The organism is Achromobacter veterisilvae (assembly GCF_900496975.1).
Taxonomy (GTDB): Bacteria; Pseudomonadota; Gammaproteobacteria; order Burkholderiales; family Burkholderiaceae_B; genus Achromobacter; species Achromobacter veterisilvae.
In genome coordinates, this window is sequence record NZ_UFQC01000018.1 from 119,344 (window position 1) to 133,344 (window position 14,001).

The following is a 14,001-nucleotide window of genomic DNA, read 5'->3' on the forward strand; positions in this document are numbered from 1 at the left end:
CGGGGTTTCCAACGTAAAATTCCGGCTGGCCGCCGCGACGCGCCGGCGCCATACCCTACGTTCCCGATGTACGTCGATCTCCTCACCCTTTACTTCATCATCATCGGAACGCTGCTCGCCACGGCGGGCCTGACGTTCTGGGAGCATCGGGCCCATCCCAAGCGCAGCGGGTCGCTGCGGATCCTGGCGGCGGGGTTCGCCACGCTGGCGCTGGGCTGCACGGCGGCGCTGTTCCGCGGCCAGGCGCCCGGCGGGCTCGGCTCCGCCACGGCCAATCTCATCGTCCTCGGCGGCTACCTGCTGGTCATGAACGGCGCCGCCTCATTGCGCGGCAAGCGCTACCGCGCCGCGTCGTTCGCGCTGCTCATCGCCATGGCGCTGGTGTGGGCGGCGGCGGGCGCGGAAGGGGAAGACTTCGTCTGGAAGTACGTCAGCGCGTTTCCCATCGCGCTCGTGAGCGCGGCGACGACCTGGCAACTGCTGCGTTGCGACGCGTTGAAAGCGCTGAAGCCGCTGCGCATCGCCGCCGCGGTGACGGGTATCCACGCGCTGATCTATATCGCCCGGGCGTTCATCCTGCCCTGGTGGGTGGCCAGGTACGGGCCCGGCGTGCAACTGGCCGCCAGCACCCTCACCATGTACGAGGGGGTGCTGTATTCCATCCTGCTGCCCATGACCCTGATCAAGCTCGTCCGCGAGGAAACCCACGGCGAACTCGTCCGGGAATCCCAGACGGACTACCTGACCCGGCTGGGCAACCGCCGCTGGTTCTTCGAGCAGGGCGCGCGCCTCATCGAGGACGGCAAAGGGCGGGTGCCGGTGGCCGTCCTGGCGTTCGACCTCGACCAGTTCAAGGCCGTCAACGACCGCTACGGCCACCAGAAGGGCGACCAGGTGCTGCAATCCTTCGCGGAAACGGCCCGCGGCATGCTGGGGGAAGACGCGATCCTGGCCCGCATCGGCGGGGAGGAATTCGCCGCGCTGCTGTCGGGCGACGCCGCCCACCGCGCCCCGGCGCTGGGCGAATCCATCGTGCGGCGCTTTGCCGAGACGATATCCAATCGGGTCGACGACATCGGGATCGCCGCCACCGTCAGCATCGGGCTGGCGCAATACGAACAGGACGCGCCGCCGCTGGCCGAGGCGCTGGCGGCCGCGGACCGGGCGCTCTACCGCGCCAAGGCGCTGGGCGGCAACCGGCTGGTCGCCGCGGGCGCGGCGGCCCTGCGGGTGGCGGCGGGCTGACCGATACGGCATTGTTTGGCAACGAGTTGCTGGGCCATTTCCAGTCGACGCGAAAAGGTCAATCGGGCATGCTTATAGGTGTTCATCCGGCTGGGCTCCTGAGAATACCGGGTGTTGTGGTGACTTCCAGTTTCTCAAACCCGGTTCGGATGAACCATGCATACAACCTATTGAATCTTCGCACCTAGGCCCGCCAGGTCTTGCGGCGCGGCGATTTCGGCCTGGGTATTACTCCCACACGCGGGTCGCGCGCCAGCGCAAGCGCGGCGAGCTTTTCCGCCGTGGACTCGAAAGCTTCATCGCCCTGAGGCAGGTACAGCCATTTCCCCAGCACGGGGTGGGGCGTCAAGCCAGGGATCTCGGACATCAGCGCCGCGTGCCGCTCCTTCGAGGTGCACACCAACACGCCGCTCCAGGGATCGTCTCGGTCGGCGACGACCAGGTACAGCGATTCGTCCAGGTAGGCGGCATCGCAGCCGAACATCTTCCTGTGCGTGTAGTTGGCATCCCGCTCCAGCGGTTCCAGGATCCAGAGAAGCGAGTTCGGGCGCGGGGAGGGCTGCTTCCTGGGCGGGGCGAACGGGTCGGGGCGGTTGCGCATGCGGGGGAGTTTACCGGCAGGTCCATAGAGGAAATAGGGTGCCGGATTACAATTCAGGATGGCTGGATTTGTAGTTTTACGCCGTATTCGAAGGGAAACTGGCCCACGCGGCCCGGCTGGCCCCAACCAACTCAGCAGAGCGAGCCCCGTTAATGTCCGAACACCACCAGTTTCTATGTCCGCGCGATATGCACTTGCCGCCGTCCGATTGGCGTGCGCTGCAAGCCGGGCTGCTGGAAGGTGGATACGTGCTTGAACCGCGCGGCGACGGCATTCCGTATCGCGCCCTGTTGAATCTGAGCTTCGGCCTGGCCAGCCTGAACGAAGGGTCGCACCAGTACCAAGAAGGCCTGCGCACGACGGGAGACGTGATCGCCATGTACGTGCGGGCGGGGTATCTGCCGGCGGGCATACCGATACGCCACAACGACACCATGGATGAAGCCCTGGCGCTGCTGGCCGAACATGGCATCACGCCAGGGGACCTGTATGCCGACAATGAGGGCAGCGACTGGAACAGCCCGCAATACTGCCTGGGCCCGGCGGCACGCCCCTATCTGACCGACGACACCCGAGCCACCTACGACGCGAACCCCAAGCATTTTCCGCTGATGCTGCTGGCCTACGACGGCCCCGAGCCGAATGTGGCGGTAGGGGAGAACCTCTCCGAGCCCGGCCTGCCGGGTTCAGAGGCGCTGCTGGAATCCATGCCGCCGTTCGATTCGCATGTCGACTTCATCGGCGCCGCCTACGAGGATCCCGCCGCGCAATGGCATTGCGCGGAAAACGGCCGCGATTACCGGATCCTGGAACTGGATTGGCAATTCAGCCTGGCGATGGGCTTTCGCATGATCCGGACAGAATGGCTGGATCAAGGCAGCGCCGAGGGGCTGGCCAGGTTAATTGGCGAACTTACCGGGCAGGCTATGGTTTGCAGCCATCGGCATTTGTGAATAGCGGCCAAACCTCAACGACGCCATGCGCGACAGCGCAGGGCGTTCGCGACACCATATCTATCGCCTCGGCCATATCCGCCGCTTCGATAATGGCAAAACCCGCTATCGGCAACGGCGACTTCATGAATGGTCCGTTCGTCGTTTCGACCTGTACCGCGTCGTGGTTGCGCACTAGTACAGGTGTGCCTGCAATACCCATCAACACACCGTCATTTTGCAGCTTTGCGTCATGCGCATGGGCTGCGTTTCGGATGGCCGCGGGAGTGCGGTCATAACCCTCTTGGTCTCCATATCCGATCGTCACAAACTTTGGCATGGATCGTCTCCTTGACGTTGACGCGATTCGGGCGTGCTTGCGATATCAATGTACGGAAGCGGAGAAAGCCCAGGGGCGCCTGGGACGAGTTTACCGATCTGGCGGCGCGGCCGAATCAAATGACGCCGCTTTCTCGTTGACCGCGGCCTCGAGCGCGCGCATCCAGTCTGTTTTGCCAGCGGCTTGTTCCAGCACGCGGTAACCCACCATCGCAGCGAACAACACCATGGCCTGCGCATCGTCGCCGCCCCGGGCGCGCGTATCCTCGAGGAACTGATTGAAGAGTTTGCCGGCGCCGGCTGTGTAGGCGAGCGCCGCGTCGCTATCCGCGGGGCCTTGAGCCGCGTGCGGCGCGAATGCCAGCAAAGGGCAGCGGCGTTCGGCGCGCCGGTTGCCCAGATACTGGGGCACCAACGTGCCGACCCGGCTTTGCTTGCGTTCATCGGCCCCGTCGAAAACCTTTTGCCACGAAGCCGTCGCTTGGTCGAACACCCCCGAGACCGCTTGCGCGGCGAGATCGTCCTTGGACGTGAAATGCTTGTAGAAGCCTCCCACGGTCAAACCGCAGTCGCGCATCACGTCCGCGATCGACACGCCATCGATGCCGTGCGTGCGGAACAAGCGCGCGGCGGCATCCAAAATGCGCTGGCGATTCTCGCCCGCTTTTTCCTGGGATGAACGGCCCATGCTGCCTACCTCCTTCTAAAGCTGACGATCTTGCTGGTCAGCTTCTGCACTTCATCGCCATCCTGGTTCGAGGTAACGCTCTCCACCACGACGATGCCGCGATCCGGCTTGCTGCGGGACGGCGTGATGCTCAGGATTGTGCTCTTGACACTGAGCCGGTCGCCTGGCCGCGTCGGCCGCGCCCAGCTAATTTCGGCGCCCGCGCCTATTACGCCGTCGGCCAGCGGCAGGCTATCGACCAACAGCCGCATCGTGATGGCCACAGTGTGCCAGCCGCTGGCGGCCAGCCCCTGGAACAGCGAGGCCTGCGCCGCCGCTTCATCCAGATGAAAGGGCTGAGGGTCGAACTCGGCGGCAAAACGGCGGACCTGATCCGCGTCCAGTGGATGCGTTGCGCTGGTGAACGTGTCGCCGACCGCAAGATCGTCGAGGAACAGCTTCTTTAAGGTTCCGGGGTGTTCCATGTGCCGCGTCCTTTCAACAAGAGGGAGGGGGAAACTTGATGCGCCTGCAAGCGGCTTTTTCATAATAGATTATTAGTGTAATCTAAACTGCACGCAAGCCGCCTTTTCCTCTCCCACGAAACGCAAGGAGCGCCGACTCGGTATCATGTTCCCGGACCTGCCCACGCTTCAGGAACGGAACATGAAAGCCCTTACATCGCTCACCGTCTTAGGCCTGCTGACCCTCAACCTCTCGGCCAGTCCCGCTGCCGCCGCCGGTTCCATCGCCTACCTGGGCCCCGCCGGCTCCTGGACCCACCAGGCCTGCCTCGACCTCTACGGCGACAAGGACCTGGTGCCGCTCACCCGGGACGAACTCTTCAAAAGCTACACCGACGGCAAAGTCGAACGCGCTTGCGTCCCTGTCACCACTTCCGTGGTCGGCGTCACGCCGTACCTGGACGCCGTCCTCGACCTGCCCAACGTCACCATCGTCGCCGAATATCCCAAGATGCTCGGCTACAGCCTGCTGGCCAGGCCGGGCACCAAGCGCGAAGACATCAAAGAAGTCTACGCCCACCCCGTCGCCTTCGAAGAAGTCAAACCCTGGGTAGACCGCGAAATGCCCAACGTCCGCCGCACCGACGCCGCCAGCGGCGGCGCCGCCGCCCAGACCGTCGCCAACAGCCCGACCCTGGACAAAGCCTCCTTCGGCCCCAAAGTCGGCGCCAGCGTCTACTCCCTGGTGTCGCTGGTGGACGGCATTGAAGAAGGTCCCCACAACGTCACCCGCTGGTGGGTCCTGGGCCGCGATATGCCCGCGCCCACGGGCAACGACAAAACCTCGCTGCTGCTCAATACCTCCGACGATAAATTCGGCGCCTCGCTTGCGGCGCTTACCGGGGCGGGTGTGCAGGTTTTGACGGTGTATGAAAGACCCAGCAAGAAGACCCTGGACACGCATCGGTATTTGATCGAGGTTGCGGGGCATGCCAAGCAGGGGAAACTGGCGGAATTCCTTGCGAAGAACAGCGAGTTTCGGGTGCTGGGGTCTTATCCGAGGAAGTGAACGCGCGGCCTGTGAGTCGCGCGATGGCAGAGGGGAGGGGGCTGATAGCCCCGATCCTCTTTTCGCCCATTCTTCGGGCGCGAGTGACCCCAGCGCCAATTTCCCCGCCTCCAGTTCCTCTACCGCTAATACCTGCACGGCGTAATCTACGCACCGCCGAACCTTCAACCCCGCCCACAGGCCCGAGGCGGCCCCCGCGGCAATACTCGCTGCGCGGCTATTGAATCGAAAGACTCTCCAGTTTGAGCGAGGCCGGTCGTTTGCCTCGTATTTCCGAGTTTCTACGGTGAAATAACGTGTCAGGCAGCAGCTTCATTCCGGCCTTATGCGGAACTAAAGCAGGAAGGCCGGAAAGCGTCGCGATGCGAAAGCGGAGTTTGAATTTCCGGCTATAGCCCAAAAGATGGGCCGTGCGTGTTTATGTAGGCATAATCCAGCGTTGGCCATAAGGGAGGGTCTTCGCATGTACGAGCCGAAAGGGCACCCGCTGCTATCTACAAGGCGCTTCGTGCTCCGAATGCTGTGGCATTTTTTCTGGGCGATAGCAGTCGCGGGCGTCGTTGCCTGCGTGGGTATCCTCGCGCACCTGTGGTTCGAGGATATCAGTTGGCATGACGCCATGCTCAATACTGCGCTCATCATCGGCGGTATCGGGCCATTTATCGTGCCTGCCTCAATGGGCGGGAAAATCTTCTTTTCGTTATACAGCCTGCTAGTGGGGCTGTTGTTCGTCGGCACCTTGGGCTTGATCCTCGCCCCGGTCGCGCATCGGTTGATTCATAAGTTTCATTTGGATGGGGATTGAGGGGGCATAGGTCCCTGTCTCGGATTGGGAAGGTGTCCTCTGATATATCGCGGGGAGCTGGCCAATCGAGGAAAACGGTAGCCTTTTCTCTTCCCCTTCCAAAGCCCACGTCGATCAGCAGACCTGAGCCAACAGGCTACTGCGGAGAAGCCAAGAACTCTCCGATCAACCCGACCGTGGCACTGGTGCTCTCTTCCATCAACCAGTGTCCCGCCCCTGGCACGACTTCTCCGCGCACATTGGTCGCCGCATTGCGCATGACGACCGCCATGTTGTCGCCGAAGGATTTCTCTCCGCCGATGGCGAGGACTGGCATGGCAAGCTTGGTCTTGGAAAACGCGATGTTGTCGGCGACATCGCTCTTGGCGATGGTGTTGAACTGCGCGAAGGCGGCGCGCATCGCGCCCGGCTGGGAGTAGAGCTTGGTGTAGTGGCGTCGCGTCGCTTCATCGATCTTCGAAGGCGTGCCCGCGAACTCGTTCCAGAAGCGGTCGAGATAAATGCGCTCCCTGCCGGCGACCAGCCGCTCAAAATCGGGGCCTCCAGCATTGAAGTGCCACAGCGCGGGCCACAGAATGATCTCATCCCACGGCGCGATACCGGGCACGGGCGCGTCCATCACCACGAGTTTGTCGACTTTATCGGGGTAGCTCGCCGCATACGCATAGGCCACCATCGTGCCTATGTCGTGGCCGACGACGGCGGTCTTGTCCTGCTTCAGCGCCGTCACGACCGTGCGTATGTCGACAGCCTGCGATTTCTTGTCGTAGCCACTGGCGGCTTTGGACGATTTCCCCATGCCGCGCAGGTCCGGCACGATCACCAGGTGGGACTTCGCGAGCTCTTTCGCGAGCGGCGCCCACATGTCGCCCGTGTCGCCGAACCCATGGATGAGCACCACGGCCGGGCCGGTCCCTGCGGAGCGGACGAAAATCTTCGCGCCGTCCGCCATGGTGACGGTCTGGCTCTTGAAGCTGCTCGGGAATGTAGGCTGTGCTGCGGCATTTGTGACGCACAGCACTCCAGTCAATAGCGCTACTACCATTGCAAGGCGACTTTTCATGTCGGCACTCCAATATCGGGGATCGGATCCGCCCGGAATATTGTGAGGCCTAGTCGCGCTTGCCGGCGAAGATATTTGGTTTCAGCCGAATGGGTAGGGGGAAAAAGGTGGCAGACTACAAATTCGCCAGGGGAGGGGACGCGGGCGGTGCGGGCTATCCGGCGGCGCCGTTGGCTTCGGCTCGCGGCTTCAGCGCGCATGCCGCCGCCGGCGCCATGCCGCGGCGCAGCGCCTCGTCCGACGGCGGCGCTTGTATCTTGGTCCCCGTGGTGATTAGCTATCACTACAGCGGATTCGAGCAGCTTGTTCTGACACCCAAAGCTTGGACTTTGCTCGATAGATTAAGCCTCGAATCCGCACCTCTGAGCCGGCTGGACACTGGACGGTAGCCTCGAATCCGCACCTCTGAGCCGGCTGGACACTGGACGGTAGCCTTATTTCTGACCACATCAGTCATAACAGGCAAATTATCCGACTTCGTAGGAGGATCGGGGCCGGGCTCCAACATCGACGAGGGAAATTGTAGCCTGGTACCTTTATCTTGATGCCGAGCTACCCACTTCGTATTCGTCAAAACCAGATGCTCTGGCGATAATTCCGCGTTTGATGGCGCTTATTTTTATAAGATGTTCGTATCCTTTTGACGTTAGGCCTACAATCTTTAGCATGCGGCCATCTTGATCCTCTCCGTTGGAAAATTCCAAAAAACCGAGAGCGGTGAATTGGAGTGTGATCATCTGCAGGCTGGAATTTGAAATGGAGAAGGAACCTATTTCCCTGTCTGGATGATCTGAGGCTACCGAATTAAATTCGCGTTCCTTTAGTAATCTATTGAGGCTATACCGTATTCCATTTATTTTCCCTGGAGTCAGAAGGTCGGGCGAGAAAGATATGAGTATTTCGTCCCAAGTAAATATTCTATTGCGTGGGTAGCGTTGACTGCGCTCGTGGTAGGGAAGCGAGGGGTCGGAAACGGAAAATAGAAAGCTGACTTCAATTTGATCGTCGCCTTGCGCTAGTGTCTCTATTGAGGCGTTTTTTTCCGCCTTATATTTATTCAGTTCTTCGTCTCTGCGATCCAAGATTTGTCTGAGGCGCAAAATTTCTTCATTGGCCTCATTACTTGCGAGCTGATCGGATCGGACCCATCCGGGACGCGGGTTTCGTTTTATGAGCTGAGTCAGGCTTCGGCTGACCACGGCGCCAAGCTCAGCGGGAGAAGCCCATTCTTTGCACAGTTTGGATTTCACTAGTTCGCGAAATTCACTTAGCTTTTTGCGTCTTTCTGGATCTGATTCTGATTTTCCTTGAGGAATGGCGTCAGGCATTGAGTGGATAAAACCTATTACAGGTATACCTCTCTCGATCGCATATCTATACTCTTTTTCAGTGAAACTCAGGCCATCCGAGGATGTGGATCCATACCGGGATCCTATTACGACAATGTAGTAATCGCACTGGTCTATCAATTCTTGAATGAACGACCATTGATCGTCATTTGTTGCTGGGAAGTATTCCATTCCTGAAGGTATGCAGTCTAATTCCAAGAGTGCGCGCATTACTTCGGTCCGCTCGTCTTTCAAATCTATATATGTGGAGCTAACGAATACTTGAAAGCGCTTTTCCATAATTTTCCTTGTGCTCCAAATAAATATTAAAGTATAAGTTTTTCACCGAAATAGCGGCTTGTGCACGATGTAGTTGCTTTTCTTGGTTTGCAGGCTTGGGAATCTATTTTGAATATATAGGGTGTAAGGTTGAATTTTTTACAAATTAAATTGCAATCCTATTATTTGTTTTTATGTCGGTGGAATTTTACTTGGAAGCTAATTTTTCGCACAGCTTTTCATATTTATGTGCCGTAATCTTGGATTGGGAGATTGAAAGCGCCGGGTTGTTAGTTATTTTTACTACGCTTTTTGGTATCACGGAGACGATATCAGTTTGCAATACCGCGCATGTGTCCGCGGCGCACAAGAGTTGATATATTGTGCCTTTTTCCGAATCGAAGCCGGGAAGGAACGGTATAGTGGGCATCAGCGCAGTGGGGGTTTCGCAGTATTTTGCTGCACTCCGTATTCCTATACTACGAAATGGCTCGACCGTGACGCTAACTGTAACCACGATCGTTAGTGCTGCTAGTAATATCGTTGCTGGAATGCTCGCTAAGTAGGTAAGTACAGCGGTGGTGAAAACCAGTGCTTTTCCTTTTCGGCTTGTCATGATCAGCAAAGGGTTCGTTCTTGGAGAGGGATGCGATCTGTCTTTTGCGAAATTGATCAATAGTACCCCCGCAGCGATCACAATACCCAAATGAGCATTACTACGGCGGATGCCATGTGGTATGCCTATTATGCCTGGGGCAATGGTGCTGCCTCTGTTCTGTTCAAAGCCGGATCCATTTTTTTTGACTTAATCTATCATTTTGCCCCCCCCGTAGTTAGCCTGAGTATTGTCGATATGGAAATATTGCAGAAATCCAGCGTAATAGGCTCTGCCTTGCAAATAGAAAATTGCCGTTAACACGGCGGTAAATGGTAGTCCACCCGTGAAAAGACGTAATGCCTTGCCACGGTCTTTTGTCGCTGTATTCATGGCTTTCTTGTTAGTCGATAGTTGTGCTGTTTCTTACGTACCATTTTCATGAAATGAGTGAAAATAGCGGGTAAAGGACCTCTATACGGCATTGAGGCAACAGGATAGTCAGGCCATAATTGCGATGCTAGACTAAAAAATGGATGTTCTAAAATTTTGATCTGAGTTAACTCGAAATTTCAGAATTATTATAAAGTAGAAAGCACTTGAAGTGATCTGCTTGGGTTTCTTGGGTAGCGTAAAAAGTTATGCGGAGTTGGGTCGGCGAAATCTGGCTGAGGCTCGGCCTTCCTTAAGTAGTGCTTGAAATGTCTCGCCAATAATTTGTTCAGTTTCTTGAATTTGAGTCAGAGTCAGCTTTAAATTCTCTACTATTTCATGCTCTTTGGCGGAGTCGGGGAGGTCCCCTAGGGGTTGGGAGATACTTCTTAAGCGATTGACTTGGGCAAATGCTAAAGCGAGGCGATTGCTAACGACTTCACTGAAAATGTCTACTTTGTCCAGAAACTGAGGTGGCAATTCTAAGGTTATCAATGAGGCTTTGGATGCCAATTCTCTTCTTCCTGTTTGGCTATCGAGTACTCTCAATAAGTAAGTAGTATCTTCGCCACCGGGTGGAACAATCAGACTTCTGAGTTTGGCGATCTCTAATTGCGCGACGGCTACCGGAGTTGTCATGATCTGAGCGAGAAGCCGTCTCGACGCTCGTCGTTCCCGGCGTCTGCGATAGCCATCGACGAGCCAAATCCCCAAGGCGGTTAAGGCAGCAAAAGCTGTCCAGTCAATTCTTGATCCTTCGCAGATCAGCATAGGTGTTTTCCTCGTATTGGTGGGAAAGCCTTTTACATATACGATTGAGGTGGTCAGACTGCAATTTCATTGGTTAATTGTAATTTGATAATTTAATTTTAGTGTTTTGGCCATGTGGGGAGAGCTGACATGCTTATGTTTTTCAGAAAAACTGGTCTGATGACATTTCTCTCGCTACTCCTATGGGCTGGGCCAAGTAATGCTCAGTATTTCGATTACAGTAGATATCCACCGATTCAACATGCCGTGCCATTTCATCAGCAGCAAACTATGGTTTGGTGCTGGGTTGCAGCCGCAAAAATGGTGGCGGAATTCTACGGGCGCCAGCCCGTCCCGGATCAATGTTCAATGCTTCAAATGCAGTATGGCGCGCCTTGTTGTCAAAACCCTCAACTATGCGCGCGCGCCGGAAATATCACAGAAATTCAAGCTTTGATTGCCCGATTTGGCGGCCACTTTTCCAGTATTTCCCCGCCAGCCAACGGTTTCATACTCTATGATGCATTAAGGCGTGGCCCCATCGTGATGCACACCCGACAGGGCGGGGGGCATTTTGTGGTTGCGACAGGTATGAGGATAGTCTCGTCTCCTATGGGACCACTAGGAGTGGTCTCGGTCAACGACCCTTTCTATGGTCGATACGAAGTCGATTTTCCGACTTTGATGCAGGCGTGGACTGCTGCATTGGTGGTCTACTGAATTGACCAAACCCATTATCGAAGGAAATGTCAGGCTACAATTTGGGCGTCGAAATTGTAGCCTGACACTCGTATCAAGCCAGGGCCAAATGATGTTGGCTCGCTTCGTGCTTGGATTAATGGATGGGGCTCGCTACGGAAGTGGATGGGAAGTCTTGTCGTGGTTCGTCAAGAGCAGATCCCACAAGATCCGCAACGTGATCGCAAAGACTCTCAATCCCGCCTAGCAAATTGGAAGTTACCCAAGGATCCAGCGGTTGCGCGCCGGTACTCTCCGGTTCATTCGCGCAATTGCCCACAATCCGGGCAATGGCCCAGATTCCTTGGTAAGCTCGTTCGATCTTCCGAAGATCCGCAAACCGAATAGAGCCAATCTCCGGATCATCCGGCGTGGCCCAGCGGTCAAGGGTGTAGGGGTGGTCGTTCATGGCAGGCTCCTGTTGGGTATGGAACCCGCGCCCCGCTGTCAATCGGGGTGGGCGGGCACAAGGCCGGGTTGACAGACCGGTAACAGGAGCAACCGGCGCACGCGAACGTGCCCCAGCCTAGGCCCGCCCATAGCAGGGACGTGCGTTGGCCTACGGACGTAAAAACGCCGCTATTGCAGCGGCTGTCCGCTCCTGTTGATTCCGGCTGTCAATCCGGTCGATCGTTGGTGCGATCGCAGGGCGAGTATAGGCGCAACGCACATTGGCAGCAGTGCCAAAGGTGGCATTTTCGTCCCTTTCCGAGACGAGCGCTCAAAAAACAAAAGGACTGACCTGCTCCCCGTGGTTAGTACGAAATCGATGTAGAGTCCGTTCACAAAGGAACGGCAATGAAGAAACGATTTACGGAAGAACAAATTATCGGGGTGCTGAAGGAGGCCGAGGCAGGGGCCAAGGTGGCCGAACTGTGCCGCAAGCACGGGATCTCGGAGGCCACTTACTACAACTGGAAGGCGAAGTTCGGCGGTATGACCGTCTCGGACGCTTAGCGCCTGAAGGAGCTGGAGCAAGAGAACAACAAGCTCAAGAAGCTGTTGGCTGAATCGATGCTGGACAAGGCTGCGCTTCAGGACCTTTTGAGCCGAGAGTAGCAAGCCCGCAGGCCAAACGCGAAGCGGTCAGAACGTTGATGACCGAGCGCGGCATGGGTATCACCCGGGCCTGCGGGCTGGTAGGCATCTCCCGGTCGCTATTCGCTTATGAAAGTAAGCGTACGGGCGATGTGGCATTGACCGAGCGCATGAAGGAGATGGCAGCGCTCAAACGACGCTACGGCTATCGGCGCATCCATATTCTGCTGCGCCGTGAAGGCTGGCAGACGAATCACAAGCGGGTCTGGCGGCTTTACAGCCAGGCAGGCTTGAGCGTTCGTAAGCGTCGCCGCAAGCGCATCGCGCCCGCAGAACGGGCAGTTCGTCCCGTTGCGACGGCGCCGAATCAGAGCTGGTCGATGGACTTCGTGTCCGACGGCCTGGCCTATGGCCGCAGGTTCCGGTGCTTGAACATCGTCGATGACTACACGCGTGAGTGTCTTGCCATCGAGGTCGATACATCACTGCCGGGATTGCGGGTGGCGCAGGTGCTGCAACGGCTTGCGGAACTGCGTGGGCTGCCCAAATCCATCACCGTGGACAACGGCCCGGAGTTTGCCGGCAGGGCCTTGGACGCTTGGGCCTATCAGGTCGGCGTGAAGCTGTCATTCATCAGACCAGGCAAGCCCGTGGAGAATGCATACATCGAGAGCTTCAACGGAAAATTCCGCGATGAATGCCTGAATGAGCATTGGTTCATGTCGCTGCGCCAAGCCAAATCCTTGATCGAAGACTGGCGCGTCGAGTACAACACCGAACGCCCGCATAGCGCGCTTGGATATTTAACGCCGGAGCAGTTTGTTCAGGCGCATCGGCAACAACGGTTTTTAACCCTGGACTCTATGTCGGTGCCGTACTAAGTCTGGGGGCAGGTCAGGACCGCATGCGGTTCTTTGTCAATTTTCATGCACTCTGCTGCAAGAAAAGCCGATCCTTCAACGCCAGCAACCCAATGCGTTCGAGCGTCTCGGTCAACTGCTCGGAGGGCTTTTCGTCGGCAAATCCTTGTCCCGCACAACGATCAATTCATTCGTGATCAAAAGTATCCATTTCCGACTCCACCCGAATTCGCCATCTCCATCTCCTACACTACCCATCAATCACCAGGGAGAGATATGTCGATTCAAACCTTAAGCCGCTGCGGCATCATCCTGTTTCTCACCGCGCTGACTTCGGGTTGTTCAATAGGCAGCGAGTGCGCGTGGTACCGCAGCAGTTGCATGTATGAAGGCCAGTACGAGCAGGGCGAGGAAGACTACGCGGAATCCGAAGCGCAGCGCCTGAACAAGAATTCAACCGATCGGTTGCGCCGTAGTTCTGGCGATTGATCCATGGATCGAGCCTTTCCCGCTAGCAGAGCATGACGGCCGGTTCTCAGGCCGCCGTCGTCGGCTCAGGCAAGAAGAACCGATCCTTCAATTCCTGCAAGCCAATCCGCTCCAGATTGAAAAAGATACCGTCTTGGCCGTCAAGCGATCAGACGTAGTCGGGTCGGTATCGTGATCGGGTTTTAAGCACGCCGAAGCATAGATGCACCAGCTTTCTCATGGCCGCACCCAGCGCGGCCATTCTGCTTTTTCCCGCCAGCAGAAGCCGCTCGTAGAGCGCGCGGATATGGGGATTGCGACGAATGCC

General features: G+C 57.2%; 15 protein-coding genes and 2 pseudogenes. 8 read left to right on the plus strand and 9 right to left on the minus strand.

Annotation, left to right across the window (positions count from 1 at the left end):
- The first annotated feature begins 66 nt into the window (after positions 1–66).
- Entirely contained in the window at positions 67–1,245 is a 1,179-nt protein-coding gene (locus AVE30378_RS17905) for a GGDEF domain-containing protein (RefSeq protein WP_129242221.1), read from the plus strand.
- A gap of 184 nt (positions 1,246–1,429) precedes the next feature.
- On the opposite strand, the gene AVE30378_RS17910 is transcribed toward AVE30378_RS17905, so the two are convergent.
- Positions 1,430–1,846: a hypothetical protein gene (locus AVE30378_RS17910; RefSeq protein ID WP_129242222.1), complete on the minus strand. Its 417-nt coding sequence runs from the start codon at positions 1,844–1,846 to the stop codon at positions 1,430–1,432.
- Between the two features lie 152 nt (positions 1,847–1,998).
- On the opposite strand from AVE30378_RS17910, the gene AVE30378_RS17915 reads away from it, so the two are divergent.
- Complete coding sequence (locus AVE30378_RS17915) at positions 1,999–2,799, plus strand: hypothetical protein (protein WP_129242223.1); 801 nt, start codon at positions 1,999–2,001, stop codon at positions 2,797–2,799.
- On the opposite strand, the gene AVE30378_RS17920 is transcribed toward AVE30378_RS17915, so the two are convergent.
- The 3 genes from AVE30378_RS17920 to AVE30378_RS17930 form a co-directional block, all read right to left on the minus strand.
- Positions 2,771–3,118, minus strand: a complete 348-nt coding sequence (locus tag AVE30378_RS17920; RefSeq protein ID WP_129242224.1) for a YciI family protein — start codon at positions 3,116–3,118, stop codon at positions 2,771–2,773. The two genes, AVE30378_RS17915 and AVE30378_RS17920, sit on opposite strands and share 29 nt — an antisense overlap.
- Before the next feature lie 90 nt (positions 3,119–3,208).
- Positions 3,209–3,805 carry a TetR/AcrR family transcriptional regulator gene (locus AVE30378_RS17925; RefSeq protein WP_129242225.1) on the minus strand — a complete coding sequence of 199 codons (597 nt, stop codon included), beginning with the start codon at positions 3,803–3,805 and terminating at the stop codon, positions 3,209–3,211.
- 5 nt (positions 3,806–3,810) lie between these two features.
- Positions 3,811–4,269 (minus strand): MaoC family dehydratase, encoded by a 459-nt coding sequence (locus AVE30378_RS17930; protein ID WP_129242226.1) that lies wholly within the window; start codon positions 4,267–4,269, stop codon positions 3,811–3,813.
- A 181-nt stretch (positions 4,270–4,450) separates the two neighbouring features.
- On the opposite strand from AVE30378_RS17930, the gene AVE30378_RS17935 reads away from it, so the two are divergent.
- Together AVE30378_RS17935 and AVE30378_RS17940 are read left to right on the plus strand one after the other, a co-directional pair.
- On the plus strand, positions 4,451–5,317 hold the full coding sequence (locus tag AVE30378_RS17935) for a prephenate dehydratase (protein ID WP_244235087.1): 867 nt from the start codon (positions 4,451–4,453) through the stop codon (positions 5,315–5,317).
- 463 nt (positions 5,318–5,780) lie between these two features.
- A complete protein-coding gene (locus tag AVE30378_RS17940; RefSeq protein ID WP_129242228.1) occupies positions 5,781–6,122 on the plus strand; it encodes a two pore domain potassium channel family protein in 342 nt (113 codons plus the stop codon).
- A gap of 136 nt (positions 6,123–6,258) precedes the next feature.
- Here AVE30378_RS17940 and AVE30378_RS17945 read toward each other — a convergent pair whose 3' ends face one another.
- Together AVE30378_RS17945 and AVE30378_RS17950 are read right to left on the minus strand one after the other, a co-directional pair.
- The gene (locus AVE30378_RS17945) at positions 6,259–7,185 is read right to left on the minus strand and encodes an alpha/beta fold hydrolase (protein WP_129242229.1); all 927 of its coding nucleotides are present in this window, start codon (positions 7,183–7,185) and stop codon (positions 6,259–6,261) included.
- Positions 7,186–7,721: 536 nt separating this feature from the next.
- Entirely contained in the window at positions 7,722–8,813 is a 1,092-nt protein-coding gene (locus tag AVE30378_RS17950; RefSeq protein ID WP_129242230.1) for a DUF4062 domain-containing protein, read from the minus strand.
- Between the two features lie 685 nt (positions 8,814–9,498).
- On the opposite strand from AVE30378_RS17950, the gene AVE30378_RS17955 reads away from it, so the two are divergent.
- On the plus strand, positions 9,499–9,708 hold the full coding sequence (locus tag AVE30378_RS17955) for a hypothetical protein (RefSeq protein ID WP_129242231.1): 210 nt from the start codon (positions 9,499–9,501) through the stop codon (positions 9,706–9,708).
- 318 nt (positions 9,709–10,026) lie between these two features.
- Here AVE30378_RS17955 and AVE30378_RS17960 read toward each other — a convergent pair whose 3' ends face one another.
- A complete protein-coding gene (locus AVE30378_RS17960; protein WP_129242232.1) occupies positions 10,027–10,590 on the minus strand; it encodes a hypothetical protein in 564 nt (187 codons plus the stop codon).
- Positions 10,591–10,719: 129 nt separating this feature from the next.
- Between AVE30378_RS17960 and AVE30378_RS17965 the strand changes: the two genes are divergently transcribed.
- A complete protein-coding gene (locus tag AVE30378_RS17965) occupies positions 10,720–11,289 on the plus strand; it encodes a papain-like cysteine protease family protein (protein ID WP_129242233.1) in 570 nt (189 codons plus the stop codon).
- Positions 11,290–11,404: 115 nt separating this feature from the next.
- On the opposite strand, the gene AVE30378_RS17970 is transcribed toward AVE30378_RS17965, so the two are convergent.
- Positions 11,405–11,716, minus strand: a complete 312-nt coding sequence (locus AVE30378_RS17970; protein WP_129242234.1) for a hypothetical protein — start codon at positions 11,714–11,716, stop codon at positions 11,405–11,407.
- Between the two features lie 389 nt (positions 11,717–12,105).
- Between AVE30378_RS17970 and AVE30378_RS17980 the strand changes: the two are divergent.
- Positions 12,106–13,226 (plus strand): annotated as a pseudogene (locus AVE30378_RS17980) (IS3 family transposase).
- A 255-nt stretch (positions 13,227–13,481) separates the two neighbouring features.
- On the plus strand, positions 13,482–13,694 hold the full coding sequence (locus AVE30378_RS17985; protein ID WP_129242235.1) for a hypothetical protein: 213 nt from the start codon (positions 13,482–13,484) through the stop codon (positions 13,692–13,694).
- 148 nt (positions 13,695–13,842) lie between these two features.
- On the opposite strand, the pseudogene AVE30378_RS17990 reads toward AVE30378_RS17985, so the two are convergent.
- Positions 13,843–14,001: pseudogene (locus AVE30378_RS17990) on the minus strand (IS110 family transposase); the annotation flags it as partial.